General features: G+C 59.4%; 11 protein-coding genes and 2 pseudogenes. 1 reads left to right on the forward strand and 12 read right to left on the reverse strand.

The window, feature by feature from the left end; translation table 11 throughout:
* Positions 1-163: 163 nt before the first annotated feature.
* The 7 genes and pseudogenes from Q4481_RS22235 to Q4481_RS22265 all read right to left on the reverse strand — a co-directional run.
* Positions 164-812, reverse strand: a pseudogene (locus Q4481_RS22235) (aldehyde dehydrogenase family protein); the annotation flags it as partial.
* A 178-nt stretch (positions 813-990) separates the two neighbouring features.
* Positions 991-1797 (reverse strand): ABC transporter permease, encoded by an 807-nt coding sequence (locus tag Q4481_RS22240; protein ID WP_304378609.1) that lies wholly within the window; start codon positions 1795-1797, stop codon positions 991-993.
* Between the two features lie 111 nt (positions 1798-1908).
* Entirely contained in the window at positions 1909-2748 is an 840-nt protein-coding gene (locus tag Q4481_RS22245) for an ABC transporter ATP-binding protein (protein ID WP_304378610.1), read from the reverse strand.
* A complete protein-coding gene (locus Q4481_RS22250; protein WP_304378611.1) occupies positions 2745-3746 on the reverse strand; it encodes an ABC transporter substrate-binding protein in 1002 nt (333 codons plus the stop codon). The genes Q4481_RS22245 and Q4481_RS22250 overlap by 4 nt, the downstream gene beginning before the upstream one ends.
* A gap of 172 nt (positions 3747-3918) precedes the next feature.
* A complete protein-coding gene (locus Q4481_RS22255) occupies positions 3919-4938 on the reverse strand; it encodes a dihydrodipicolinate synthase family protein (protein ID WP_304378612.1) in 1020 nt (339 codons plus the stop codon).
* A 12-nt stretch (positions 4939-4950) separates the two neighbouring features.
* On the reverse strand, positions 4951-6444 hold the full coding sequence (locus tag Q4481_RS22260) for an NAD-dependent succinate-semialdehyde dehydrogenase (protein ID WP_304378613.1): 1494 nt from the start codon (positions 6442-6444) through the stop codon (positions 4951-4953).
* Complete coding sequence (locus Q4481_RS22265; RefSeq protein WP_304378614.1) at positions 6441-7454, reverse strand: ornithine cyclodeaminase family protein; 1014 nt, start codon at positions 7452-7454, stop codon at positions 6441-6443. The genes Q4481_RS22260 and Q4481_RS22265 overlap by 4 nt, the downstream gene beginning before the upstream one ends.
* Positions 7455-7586: 132 nt before the next feature.
* On the opposite strand from Q4481_RS22265, the gene Q4481_RS22270 reads away from it, so the two are divergent.
* Entirely contained in the window at positions 7587-8246 is a 660-nt protein-coding gene (locus Q4481_RS22270; protein ID WP_304378615.1) for a FadR/GntR family transcriptional regulator, read from the forward strand.
* Positions 8247-8397: 151 nt separating this feature from the next.
* On the opposite strand, the pseudogene Q4481_RS22275 reads toward Q4481_RS22270, so the two are convergent.
* The 5 genes and pseudogenes from Q4481_RS22275 to Q4481_RS22300 all read right to left on the reverse strand — a co-directional run bounded on the left by Q4481_RS22275 (position 8398) and on the right by Q4481_RS22300 (position 14002).
* Positions 8398-8864: pseudogene (locus Q4481_RS22275) on the reverse strand (DDE-type integrase/transposase/recombinase).
* A 507-nt stretch (positions 8865-9371) separates the two neighbouring features.
* Entirely contained in the window at positions 9372-11264 is a 1893-nt protein-coding gene (locus tag Q4481_RS22285) for a bifunctional sugar phosphate isomerase/epimerase/4-hydroxyphenylpyruvate dioxygenase family protein (RefSeq protein ID WP_304378616.1), read from the reverse strand.
* Between the two features lie 12 nt (positions 11265-11276).
* Positions 11277-11753 (reverse strand): DUF3237 domain-containing protein, encoded by a 477-nt coding sequence (locus Q4481_RS22290; RefSeq protein WP_304378617.1) that lies wholly within the window; start codon positions 11751-11753, stop codon positions 11277-11279.
* Complete coding sequence (locus tag Q4481_RS22295) at positions 11750-12694, reverse strand: alpha/beta hydrolase (protein ID WP_304378618.1); 945 nt, start codon at positions 12692-12694, stop codon at positions 11750-11752. Before Q4481_RS22295 ends, Q4481_RS22290 begins: the two co-directional genes overlap by 4 nt.
* Before the next feature lie 12 nt (positions 12695-12706).
* The gene (locus tag Q4481_RS22300; protein ID WP_304378619.1) at positions 12707-14002 is read right to left on the reverse strand and encodes a TRAP transporter large permease; all 1296 of its coding nucleotides are present in this window, start codon (positions 14000-14002) and stop codon (positions 12707-12709) included.
* Positions 14003-14011 lie beyond the last annotated feature (9 nt).

A 14011-nucleotide genomic window follows, 5' to 3' on the forward strand; every position in this document is an offset into this window, starting at 1 on the left:
CCTGCTCACCGCAAAGCGCAACACCAATGCCGCCAAGCGCCGAAGCTACACCGCCCCCTGGGACAGGATCGACAAAAATATCGGAACATGTGATCTAACCACAGCGGAAACAATGGAAAACAATATGATTTCCGCCGTGATTCGGGTGAGTTTTATCCGTCCATCAGCTGAAGATCACCTGAATATCTGCGTATTCGACCAGACCTTCCTCGGCGAATTCCACGCCGAGACCTGAGGACTTCACGCCGCCGAAGGGCACATTGGGCTGAATCGCGCCGTGTTTGTTGATCCAGACGGAGCCGGTTGTGATGCGACTTGCTATCTTCTTTGCCGCCGCGATATCGGACGACCAGACCGAGCCGCCGAGACCGTTCGGGCTATCATTGACGAAGCGAATGGCTTCTTCCACATCCGAATAGCGGATGATCGGCAGCGCTGGGCCGAACTGTTCTTCATCGACCAACGGATCGCCGTCTTCAGGCCTGCCACGATCGTCGGCGGGAAGAACGGCGATCCGCCCGGCTGCCACCCAGCAGTACCTTGCTGTTGCGCTTGGCATCGGCGACGAGCCGCGAAACCTTGTCGAACTGCATCTGGTTCTGCATGGGACCGAGCATGCTCGCTTCCTCCATGCCATTACCGACCGGGATGTTCTTTGCATAGGCTACTAGCTCGTCGCAGACGGCATCATGTATGGAATCGTGTACATAGAGTCGCTTCAGCGCGGCGCAGGTCTGACCGTTATTGATGAAGGCGCCCCAGAATAGACCTTCAGCGATTGCCTTCGGATCGGCATCCGGAAGCACGATCCCTACGCGCTGCTCCCGCTCCACAGGCGATAGGAAGCAGTTGCCGGCGAGTAAAGGCGATAGCAAACAACAGGGCGACGATCTCCGGCCGTGCCGATGCGGATGGCTCGCATCTGCCTCGACGCGACGCCGCTCACCTGAAGTCCGTTGGGTTCCAGTGGCAAAGGGATGGCCCCAAGGCTTATTGCCGTTGCTGCCGCCAAGGTACGATCAGTTTCTCGAGGATATCCAGGAGATAAGAGAAGGCGAGACCCAGTACCGCGATGACCAAAAAGCCGACATACATGGTATCGACCCAGAAAACCGTCCAGGCCCACCAGATGCGATAGCCGACGCCAGAATCTGCGGTGGAAAACTCCACGGCCACCAGCAGGATGAGCGCGGTGCCCATGCATATCCGCAGGCCGGTGAAAATGCCGGGCAAGGCGCCTGGAAGCGCGACCGTCAGGTAGGTCGTCAGGCGGGAGGCTTTAAGGTTTTTCGCAACCTCGAAATAGATTTTCGGGATGCCGACCACGCCTGCATAAGTGTTCAACGTCATCAAGAAGAAGACATTGATGGCGATGACGACATATTTAGATGTCTCGCCGATGCCGAAGATCAGCAAGAGAAGCGGTAGCAGCGCGATTTTCGGGATAGGAAATATGGCCGCGAAAAGCGGGTTGAGCGCCTCGTGGACAGGACGGAACAAGCCCATCGCAAGGCCGACTAGAATGCCGGGGATTGCCCCCATGACAAGACCAATGGCGATGCGCTGCAGGCTGACGGCCAGGTCGCCCCAGAACTGCGCCGTCTGGATCTGCGCGGCCGCCGTGGCGAGAACTGTCGTCGGAGCAGGGAAGAAAGCAACATTGATCAACCCGATCCGCGCCGCCAGTTCCCACAGGCAAAGGAGAAACACCGGAAAGATGATGCCGAGCGGAAGGGCGCCGAGAAGACCTGAGCCTCTGCCAGATCGGGTGGGCGTCGTTAATTCTACTGCAGCCATGATGGCCTCCTGGTGCGCGTCCAGCAAAAGTGCGTAAGCGGTTTTGCGTCCGGACTGCGAAAAACAAATCGATACAGCATTTCCCAAGATCCGGTTTTTACCGGAAATGCTCTAGTGCGCCTGTCGCTCGATGCGCCTGGTTTCCTGGCGGCGTGCTTCCAGCACTTCCTGACCGAGGATATCCCAGAGCTCGCTCGTGTAACGCGCAAATTCCGGCATGCGCCTGATTTCCGCCGAATGACGGGGACGGGGAAGATCGATCTGCATGCTGTGAATGAGGCGGCCTGGAGCCGAACTCATGACCACCACGCGATCGCCCAGGAGCACCGCCTCGTCCAGCCCGTGGGTGATGAAGATCACGGTCGACCTGAACTCTTCCCAGAGGCTGGCGAGTTCCTGCTGCATGAGCAGTTTGTTCTGTTCATCGAGTGCAGCGAAGGGCTCATCCATCAGCAGGATTTCGGGATTGGTGGCAAAAGCGCGGGCAATCGAAAGTCGCTGTTTCATCCCGCCCGACAGCTGATCGGGACGAAACTTGCGGAAGGAATAAAGTCCCGTCTTCTTTAGAAAATAATCGACACGGTCCTGGCTCTCAGCCCCTTTCCAGTTTCGCGTCGCCTTCAGTCCGTAGGCAGCGTTCTCCTCGACCGTCAGCCAGGGAAAGACGGATTCCTGCTGGAAGATCATGGCCGTCATCGGTCGGGTCCTGTCTTCGTGGCGGATGGCAATGCTGCCGGTCGATGGTGAATCGAGACCGGCAAACATGCGCAGAAGGGTGGATTTGCCGCAACCGCTCGGCCCGACGATGCAGAGAAACTCCCCACTTGCCACGGTCAGTTCGATCGGACCGAGCGCCATGAAGCCCCTTGAAGAAGGGCCGAAAGTCCGGCTGACATCCTTGACTTCCAACTTGCCGGGAACTTGATCGGCTAATGCATCTGCTGCGCTCATTTCTCGGCTGCCTCCTTCAGGATCCCGCTGTTCAAATGGCTTTCAAGTTGCGGATCGCCCTTGATCAACCCTTCCTCGCGGAGGACATTCAGCTGCCATTTCAGCCCGTATTCGCCATCGACATTGATCGCGGCGGAGTCCGAGGCGGTGCCAAGCGACATTCGTGCGTAAACCGCGGCACTTTCGGCGGGAACGAATTCCTGGAAAATTTCCGCGATCTTCTTGCGACCTTCCGGCTTCGGCAATTCCTGGCGCATCCACGTGTTTGTCTTAAGATACGCCCGGATGAACCGCTTCGACAGATCGGGCTGCTGCATCATTTTGTCGGAAAGCGCGATGAATGCCTGGGATGCGTTGGGCAGGATATCCGCCGAGCGAGCCACAATCGTCGCCTTTTTGCTATCGGCGAGCATGGACATGAATGGGTCGATCACGATTGCACCGTCGATCGCGCCGTTGGACAAAGCGGGGATGATATCGGGCATCGGCATACCGACGATCTTCACGTCTGCCGCGGACAAACCGATCTTTTGCAGATAGGTCTTGAGCATGATATCGAGAATCTGGCCCGGAGCCGTTGTTGCAAATGTCTTGCCTGCCAGATCCCTGGCCGGCGCGGCCGGATCCTTGATGAGGTCCGAACGGACAATAATTCCCGTTGGGTCCCCGCCAGGCGCGGAGGGTTCCAGAGCCAGAGCCTCTGCAACGAGGGTGATCTTCGCACCCCGAGCCATTGCATTGAAAAGTGCTGCACCTGACGTCGTGATGGCTGCATCCACCTGGCCGGTCGCCAGTGCAGGCGCAATTTCCGAGCCGGACTTATAAAAAACAGACTCGATCTCGATGCCTTCTTCCTTGAAGAAGCCCATCTTCATTCCCACGAACACCTGAACCGGAACCCGGATGCTGCCGAAGCGGACCTTGTCCAGGGCCCACACCGGTTGCGCTGCAGCGAGCAACAATGCCGTCGCAACAATTCCCGAAAACCATTTCTTCATGACCACCCCTCCCTGGGACGTTTTTGATCGGATTGGCGGGTTAGAGCGGCGAACGGACCGCTGAAACGCGCTCACTGCCTTGTTTCTGCGCAATTCTCGCCACGGCAGCAGGAACGGCTCGACACCCTCATGAAACCTCTCCTCCAGAAGGGTGCGCCGCGATTTTCGCCACTTACATCGGGTTCCGGCCGATGAAGAATTCCCGGAACGGCTCCATCGAAGGGTTAAGTCCCGCATCGGTCAGCCCCTTGCGCAGCGTCTGCATCTGCGGATCGTGAATGCGCTGGGTCGGCATGCGCAGCGGGCCGCCGTTATAGCCCTGCAGCCAGCCCTGGAACTTCCAGACATAGCGATTGATGAAATGGCCGCCGTGCATCTGCTGGGCGACCAGACCCTTCGCCTTGCGCGCGGGATGCATGCGCCAGTAAATCTCGCTAGCCTTGTCGAACTCGCCTTGGCGCAACAGGTTAAAGACCTGTGGGATCAACGGCCCCCAATATTCATGGTCACTAGTGGCCGACAGCTGGATCGGCATGATCTGCGAGAGCGGGATCAACTCACCCTCAATCGGCATGGAGATGACCACCTCCTTGCCGAACAGGCGATCGCATTCGATTACGCTCTGGATCGATGGGAAACCGCCTTCCGCCTTGATGGCCGCAACATTCGGGCAATCGTCGATCAGGCGACGGATGAGCGAAACCGGAATGTCGGAGGGATGGATGCGCGGTGAAAATCCCCAGAGGAACATCGGAAACAGCATGACCGCGAGATTGGTCGAGTCGCACATGGCCTTTGTGTAGCGATAGATGTCATCCTCGCTTTCCGGATAGAAAGCGGGAGGATAGGACAGAAGCACGAATTCGGCTCCAGCCGCCTCTGCCCGCTGCACGGCTTCGATATTCTGTTCTAGCGTGTTCCAGCTGGCATGATGCGTGATAACCAGCCGATCGCCCGCCTCGTCCTTCATCATCGACATGAAGTCGATATACTCATCCAGTGTGATTGAAACCTCGGAAACCGCGAGCGAGCCTATAAAGCCGTGTTCGATGGCGAGACGGGTATCATGGCGGATAGCCTTCTCGTTCAGGCGGGTCAGATCGTTCGAGAAGGACGGGAGGGTGCAGTTGATCACACCTACCAGCTTCTCGCGTGCCCATTCGCGGGCCTCATTTTTCTTGTAGGACGCCATTGCTTCTTCCCTTCACAGCGTTTCGCCAGCGCCTTGCCAGGCGAGATATTTCATTTCCAGGAACTCCTCGATGCCGTAGATCGAGCCTTCCCGACCGATGCCGGACTGCTTGACGCCACCAAATGGCGCGACTTCGTTGGAGATGAGCCCGGTGTTGATGCCAATCATTCCCGCTTCGATGGCTGCAGCGACGCGCCAGATGCGGTCGGCATCCTTCGAGAAAAGATATGCGGCAAGGCCGAACTCCGTATCATTGGCCATAGCGATCACCTCGGCCTCGGTTTCGAAGCGAACGACAGGCGCGACCGGGCCGAATGTTTCCTCCCGCGTCACCCGCATATCGGATGTCACACCGGCCAGAACCGTGGGTTCGTAAAACAGGCCGCCACGCGCATGGCGTTTTCCGCCGCTGAGGACTTCAGCGCCCTTGGAAACGGCGTCGGCAATGTGTTCCTCAACCTTTTCAAGCGCAGCAGCATCAATAAGCGGTCCCTGCTGGACCCCTGTCTCAAAGCCATCCCCCACTTTCAGGGCGGCCACCCTCTCCGCCAGTAGCCGGGTGAAACGGTCGTAAATGCCCGCCTGAACATAGGCGCGATTGGCACTGATGCAGGCTTGCCCGGTATTGCGATACTTGGTGGCGATCATGCCTTCGACGGCTTGATCAAGATCCGCGTCGTCGAAGACGACCAGCGGCGCGTTGCCTCCGAGCTCCATCGACGCTTTCTTGATCGTGGCTGATGCCTGCTCCAGAAGAAGACGGCCCACTTCCGTCGAGCCTGTAAAGGTGATCTTGCGCACCAGCACGTTTCCGGTCAGTTCTGGTCCGATCTCACGCGACTTGCCCATGACCACGTTGAAAACGCCCTTGGGAATTCCTGCGCGTTCGGCTAGCTCTGCCAGAGCAAGGGCAGTCAAGGGTGTCTGCTCTGCTGGCTTGACCACCATCGTGCATCCGGCGGCAAGGGCGGGCGCCGCCTTGCGGGTGATCATGGCTGCCGGAAAATTCCAGGGGGTAATGGCCGCGCACACCCCAACCGGCTCTTTCAGGACAACGATCCGGCGGCCTTTCTCCGGGGCCGCCATGATATCGCCACGCACACGCTTGGCTTCCTCGGAAAACCATTCGACGAACGAGGCTGCATAAGCCACCTCACCCTTGGCCTCCGCGAAGGGTTTACCTTCTTCAAGAACGATCAGCCGGGCAAGATCGTCGGAATTGGCCGTAATCAGGTCAAACCAGCGGCGCAGCAGGATGGCGCGGCTCTTGGCGGGAACCTGCCGCCAGGAAAGGTAGGCTTCATGCGCGGCGTCAATCGCATCCGCCACCTGGCCCCGGCTCAGCTTCGGCAATTCCGCCAGCCTTGCACCTGTGGAGGGGTTGAACAGTTCGTACGATCCGCTCTCCCCCTGATCGACCCAGCCACCATTCACATAGGCGCTGGACCTGAACAGCGTCGGATCCGAAAGAATGGCCGCAGGATCGGAAGTAACAGCGAGGGTCATTTCAGCACCGGTCGAATTGTTTGCGGGAGAGGTGTGCCGAGTCCGAGTTCACGGGCCCGGCTGAAACACATGGCTGCAACGGTCAGATCCTGAAGCGCCGACCCGACCGACTTGAACAGCACGATATCGTCGAGCGATGTCCGCCCGGGATGCCGTCCGCCCATCAAGTCGGCGAGCGGGACGAGCTTCTGGTCGAAGGAAACGCCAGCCTGCGTCGCCGCTCTCATGTCACCGGTATCGTGCGCCACTTCTTCGGTCATGTCTGCGACGATGAGGTTGGCGCGCGCAATCGTGTCCGGGTCGACTTCCCGTTGTTCGGGCAATGTCGAACCGATGGAGGCGACCGTCATTCCCGGAGAAAGCCAGCCACCCTCGAAGAGCGGCTGCTCGTCTCGCGAGCGGGCAGCGCAGATCAGGATTTGTGGCGCCGACTGCACGACGTCGCGAGCCGTGGCTTCGCCGGTGATCTCAAGATTGAGAGGCGCCATCTCCGCCTTGAATTTGGCGCGACTCTCCGGGTTCGGGCTGAACACCCGCACCGAGGAAATGCTGCGCACCGCGGCCAGCGCCTTGAGGTGATTGCGAGCCTCAAAGCCTGTTCCAAGAATGCCGACGGAAACCGCACCTGCCAGCGCCAGCCTATCGAGTGCAAGAGCCGTTGTTGCGGCCGTGCGATAGCCTGTAATCGAGTTGCCGTCGATCAAGGAAAGCAGTTCGACGCTTTCCTGATCGAAGAGCGGAATGAGATAGCTCGCACGCTTGTTGCGAATATTGGCGGCGATCAATTTCGCGCCCATCACGCCTCCCACCGGCGCCACGCCCGTCAGAGTGCGCAGCCAGAGCCCCGGGCCGCGAGCCATCGAGCGCTGGGGAAACATGGCGTCCGTGCAGTCGGCGGCATAAGCGGCCTTCAGAGCCTCGATGGCGTGATGCCATGAAAAGATCTGCGCCAGATCGTCCGATCCCAGAAAGAGAGTCGGTTGTCCCGCAGCAGTCAATACGTCGCTCATGTCCACTCCCAATGTCAATCGAGCTTTCATTCAACTTAATTGCCAGTATTGAAGCGTGTCAATCACAAAATTGATTTGATATTGATTTGAAGCATCGATGCGGCTACGAGTGCCGAAACAAGGGAGAAAACCGTGACATCAGAGAGCGATGATCTGCGTCTGCGCGCCTTCATCGACACGACCATACAGCAAGGCGAGCCGCAGCTTCCGCCGGAGCCCCGGCTCGCGGAACTGATCAATGTCTCTCGCGGCCGCCTGCGCACACTTCTCAAGCGGCTTGAGGAGGAGGGTGTGATATGGCGTCATGTCGGCAAGGGCACGTTTGTCGGCCCGCGGCAAATCGACCCCAGTTCACCCGGATGGTCCGAAGGGATCAGTCTCGGCGACATCATGGATGCAAGGCGATTGCTTGAACCGCAGCTGGCGGCAAGTGCCGCCATTTCGGCACGCCCGGCTGACGTGGTCGCATTGGAGCGCTGCATAGCAGAAATGTCGGAGACTCAGTCTTATCTTCAATGGAAGCGACTTGACGAGCGGCTTCATCGATTGATCGCCGAGGCCACGCATAACGGTTTGCTGCTTTTGCTGTACGATACGCTGCGCAACCAGGGGCGGGCTGGTCTCGATCAACGGCTCAATGCGGTGTTCGGCAAAGACAGCGCCCCATTGGAGACCAACAGGCAACATGCCGCCATCGTTTCCGCCATCAAGGCCGGCGACCCAAGCGCGGCAGAGCAGGAAATGCTCCGGCACCTGGACCAGGTTCGCGCCCGGCTGTTCGGGCTTCGCTGAAGTTCCCGCCATGCCCGTATGTGCATCAGGAGTTTATCCGACTGGAACCAGTCAGAGCGCCATGAACGTATAACTCGTCCTGGAAGGACACGACCTGGGCTAGTCGCAAACGTCTCAGTAGGCTGAGACTACCCAGCACACGGTGGCATTTTCACGCCTTGTTAACCTTTTTAAGCTCGAAGAGGCGCGCCAGCAGATCGTTTTGATCGTTGACGGTCCAGTCGTTGGAAAGTCCGAAGCCTTTGCGCAGCCACGCCATCGCTTCGAACCCGGCGATTGTTCCGCGTGCGGTCCTGAAGGACTGGAAGCCGCCGATCTCGGGCATGTTCTTCTTCACGCGGAAGTGGTCGCTCTCGATGCCTTGCTGGAGGTGCTTGGTGACATAATGCACCGGGTCTGGATGCAAAACTCCATTATCAACGGCCGTTTTGATCGCAGAAGGGAGGGTATTGGCGCCATCCGTGCCGATCTTTTCCGGCGATAGCAGCGGCTCGTCCTTGAGCATTTTGGGAAGAAGCGCTTGCCGCGTTGAGATCGCGCTTTGCGGTGAACAAAGTCTATCGGGTTTCCTCGGCTGGCGATCGCGCGGTACAGGTATCGCCACTTACTGCGGATCATGACGTAGGTCTCGTCAATCCTGACTGATCCACAATGCGGTCGGCGAAACTGGCGCAGCCGCTTCTCGATCAGAGGCGCATAGGCGAGAACCTACCAATTGATGGTGCTTTGGTCGACTTTGAAGCCGCGCTCGCGGAACATCTCCTCGAGATCTCTATAGCTCAGCGGATAGTGCAGATAGCATGTCAGCGCCTGCACGATCAGCCATACCTCGAAATGCCGTCCTTGAACCGAAGGACCGCGCAGCGACATCATCCTTCGACTGGCGCTTCAGCTTCTCGGCAATGGCATTCAGAATCATGGCTACGCTCCACAACATCGGGAGCGGAACTTCTCCGGTGATCGTCAATACGCGGTTAACCAATAAAGTTTGCGACAAACCCGTTGCCAGTGGCGCCCGTCTTGCGACCGGCACCTTCATCACGAAGTCAGGATGACGGTTATCGCACACCCTCTGCTCGCGGCTGCGAAGCCTGGCGAGATGGAAATTGCTCGCCCCAAGATCGCCTAGCGTTTCGGCAGGCCTGGCGGTCGCAGATGCCGTTTGAGAGCGGCAATGCGGAACGGGGCATTGGCGGCGCCGTAGCCGCGATAGGGACCCCGGCGTTCGACGATCTCGAAGAAGAAGCCTTCGCCGTAGTTGGGGCTGTAGAGCTGGAAATACTCTCCCTGCTCGTCGCGGTCATAGAGAATGTTGAATTCACGCAGCCGCGCCAGCATGTCATCCTCGAAGACGAAGCGGGCGGCGAGATCATCATAATAGTTGGCCGAGATCACCAGTGATACGAAACCGCTGGCCTTCAGGGCTTCGGCAGTGGCAAAGATATCGTCGGTCGCAAAGGCGATATGCTGCACCGCCGAGCCGAAGCTTTCGGCAATGAAATGGCCGGCCAGGGTGCGGCGGCTTTCCGCTCCGTTGAGCGTGATCCGCATAGAGCCGGCGTCGTTTTCAATGACCTGGCTGCGCACGAGGCCGGCAGGATCGACCACATCCACCATCGGCGTCTTGCTGGTGGAAAAGATCGAGGTGTAGAACAGAAGCCAGGTGAGCATTTCCTCGTAGTTCATCGTCTGGGCAATGTGATCGATGCGGGTCAGTCCGGTATCTCGATTTGCGGGCCCGTCCTGAACCGGCCTGAAATCGATATCCCAGATACGGGCAAGATCGCTGCCGCTATCGATGAAATGCATGAGACCACCGCCGACGCCGCGGATGGCGGGAATGTTCAGTTCGCCCGGGCCGACCGGCTGCTCGAACGGGTCGGCTCCCAGCGCCCGTGCGCGCTCGACGGTGGCCGCCGCATCCGAAACCCGGAAGCCGATGTCGCAGACATTGGTTCCGTGCATGACATAGGAGGAATGGGCAAAGCCCTCGCGCTCCGTGTTGATGATGATGTTGATCGCGCCCTGGCGCCAGAGTTCCACATCCTTGGCGACATGGCGTCCGCTGCGGGCAAAACCGAGTGTCGTCAGCATTCCCGCGAGCGTGGCTGCCTCCTCCTCGTCGGCCGCGAATTCAACGAATTCAATTCCTTCGACGTCGATCCGGTCCGGCATCGGCGGCACATCGATGCGGATGCCGGGTTCGAGCCGGCGCACCTTGTCCATCAGATAGACGAGCGAGCGATGGCCATCCACGGAGATGGATTTCGGCGAACCGCCACGAAACTGGTCGTTGAAGATTTCAAGCGACAGGACACCATCATAGCCGGTCGCGGCGACCGCCCGCATGAAACCGGTGACATCGAGATCGCCTTCGCCGGGCATATTGCGGAAATGGCGGCTCCAGTAGAGAAGATCCATGTCGATCTTCGGCGCATCGGCCAGCTGGACGAAGAAAATGCGGTCGCCGGGAATGGAGCGGATCGTGTCGGGATCGATGCGGCGGGCAAGCGTATGGAAGGAATCGACAATGAGCCCGACATTGGGCTGATCGGCCCGGCGCACGATCTCCCATGCATCGCGATGGTCATTGACATGCCGGCCCCAGGCCAGTGCTTCATAGCCGATGCGAATGCCGTGCCGGGCAGCCCGTTCGCCCAGCTCATGAAAATCGGCCGCTGCGCGGTCGATTCCACCAAGGCAGAGCGGCGAGACATTGGAGCAGATCAGAACAAGATCGGTTCCCAGTTCGCCCATCAGATCGAACTTGCGCTCGGCACGTTCGAAGGCGCGGCTGCGTTGCGGCTCCGGCATGCCTTCGAAATCGCGGAACGGCTGGAAGAGCGAAATCTCCAACCCGTGATCGCGCACCATCCGGCCCACCTCGCGCGGGCTGCCATCAAAGGCGAGAAAATCGTTTTCGAAGATCTCGACGCCGTCGAAACCGGCTGCTGCGATGGCGGCAAGCTTCTCGGCGAGATCGCCGGAAATCGAGACAGTCGCAATCGAGGTCTTCATGGGCAGCTCCGTTCAGGTGACGCGGTGAACAGCAACGAGAATGCAATCGCCATCCCGGCACAGGCTGGCGAGGAAGAGTGTATCGTTCATCCAGCCATGCCGGCCGGACGGCGCCAGAAGGACAGGCGCCGAACGGAAATAGAATTCGCTCGGATCAACCCTCTCACCGGCACGGAGCCGGGCCAGCACTTCGGGCGAAGAGACCCGGAGCCCCTCGTTCCGGACCTCTATGAGGGCACCGTCATCGGCCTCGATCGTGTAGCGCGCGCTGATTTCCGATGTGCCGTCCGAACGGACGAGCGGCCAGTCGGAGCCGCCGGGCAGAACTTTGCCCGCAAGAAGTGGGCCTTCCACGGTGCCGCCGAGAATGGGGATATGCAGCCGCTCGCCCTTCGGCGACAGGCCGCCGCTCAGGGCTTTGCCGATCTCCGCCCGGATCAGAAAGGCGAAGTCGAGACCGGGTGCTGTTGGGACGACCGGCTTTGTCATGCCTGCGTGCCTATATCGGCATAACATTCGGCAAGCCAGCGGCACATACGCTCAAGGCTTTCGCGCGAGGCGGCACAATATTCCATGGCCCGCAGGTAGCCGTGAATCAGGCCTTCGCCGGCATCGAAAGCGACCGGAACGCCAGCTGCGCGCAGTTTTTCCGCATAGGCATAACCGTCGTCGCGCAATGGATCATTCTGGGCGACGGCGATATAGGCGGGCGGCAGACCGGCATGGCTATCGGCAAACAGCGGTGCGGCGAGCGGATTGCGGCGTTCGGCAGGATCGGGAACATACATGGCATTGACCGCGGGCATGCCATGGACATTCAGAAGCGGCGCATCGGCATTTTCGACATAGGACGGCTTGTCCATCTCGAAATCGACAGCCGGATAGATGAGGAGCTGGGCCATCGGCGCTTCGGCCTTGCCATTGAGTGCAATGGCAACGGCGGCGGCGAGGTTACCGCCGGCACTGTCGCCACCGATCGCAATCCGGTTCCTGTCGATGCCGATGTCATCGGCATTCTCGTGCAGCCAGAGCACCGTGTCGCGGCATTCGTGAACGGCTTGCGGGAAAGGATGTTCCGGTGCCAGTGCATAATCGACGCTGATAACGGTCTGGCGGTTGGTCGCCGCAATCCGCATGGTGATATCGGCATGGGTCATCGGGCTGCCCTGCAGCCATGCGCCGCCATGCATGTAGACGAGTGCCGGCTGCTGGCCTCCGGACATATGGCGGTCGATGCGGACGAGGACATTGCGATCCCCGCTCGGCACGAAGCGGACCGACGTCGTGACCTCCTCCGGCTGCGGCAGGCGCATGCTTTCGGCAATATACTCGAACAGCAGACGCCGGTCCTTGGGCGAAGCCTTGGCCGGCAGGACCGACCATTTTTCGCTCCAGACTTTCAGGAAGGGTTCAAGTTCGGGATTGATCATGAAAATGCCTTTCTAGCCCTGATAGCCGAGCATGCGCGGCAGGAAGAGGACGAAATCGGGGAAAACAGTGATGATGAGAAGGATGATGAGCAGGCCTATGATGAAGGGGGCGAGATCGCGCACGATCAACCGCAGCGGCTGTTTCGTGAAGTTCGCGACGATGAACAGCAACATGCCATAGGGCGGCGTGATGAGGCCGATCATGGCGTTGACGACAACCACCACACCGAAATGGATGATGTCGATACCGAGCGCGTTGACGGTCGGGATCAGGATCGGCACGAAGATGAGCAGAATGGCGCCGGCATCGATGAAGCAGCCGAGAATGAGAAACAGGATATTGACAAACAGAAGGAAGCCGAGCGCCGAAAACTCGTACCCGCTGATCCAGAGGGCGATTTGTGCCGGAATGTCCTCCTTCGCGATGACATAGTTGAAGGCCAGGGCGCCGGCGACGAGGATACCCACCGATGCGGTGGACCGTCCGCTTTGCAGGAGCGTGCGGTAGAACTGTGCGAAGCTGACGGAACGATAGAGCAGAACCGACACCAGAAGCGCATAGGCAGCGGCCACTGCAGCGGCTTCGGTCGGCGTCATCACGCCACTATAGATACCGCCCAGCAGGATGACCGGCAGCAGCAGTGCCGGCAATGCCTTGATGGTGGCGGACGGCAACTCCCTCAACGGCACGGAATCGTCGGTCGGGAAATCGCGACGATGCGACATCCAGGTGTTGACCACGAACATGCTCGCAGCCATCAAAAGGCCGGGCACGATGCCGGCGGCAAAGAGATAGCCCACCGACGCATCCGAGACCAGGGCGTAGAGCACCATCGGAATCGAGGGCGGGATGATCGGTCCGATCGTCGCCGAGGCGGCTGTCAGCGCGGCCGCATAGCTGACCGGTATATGACCCGATTTGGTCATCATCTGGATCTCGACGCGTCCCATGCCGACGGCATCGGCGACCGCAGAGCCCGACATGCCGGAAAAGATGACGCTGGAGACGATGTTGACATGGCCGAGACCGCCCTTGAACCGGCCGACAAGGGCATGGGAGAAGTGCATGAGGCGATCGGCGATCGAGCCGACATTCATGATGTCGGCAGCGAGGATGAAGAGCGGAATGGCGATCAGCGAATAGGAGCCGAGGAGGCTCTGCAGGATCGTTTCGGCCGCAATGCCGACATCCTGGCCCGACAGCGCCAGATAGATGATCGTGCCGGCAAGCATGGCTTCACCGACCGGCATGGCTGCGAGCGTCAGCACGACAATCAGTGCGACAGCGACGATGAATGGATCGAACATCAAACCTAT

Source organism: Fluviirhizobium alvei (assembly GCF_030551875.1).
Taxonomy (GTDB): Bacteria; Pseudomonadota; Alphaproteobacteria; order Rhizobiales; family Rhizobiaceae; genus Rhizobium_E; species Rhizobium_E alvei.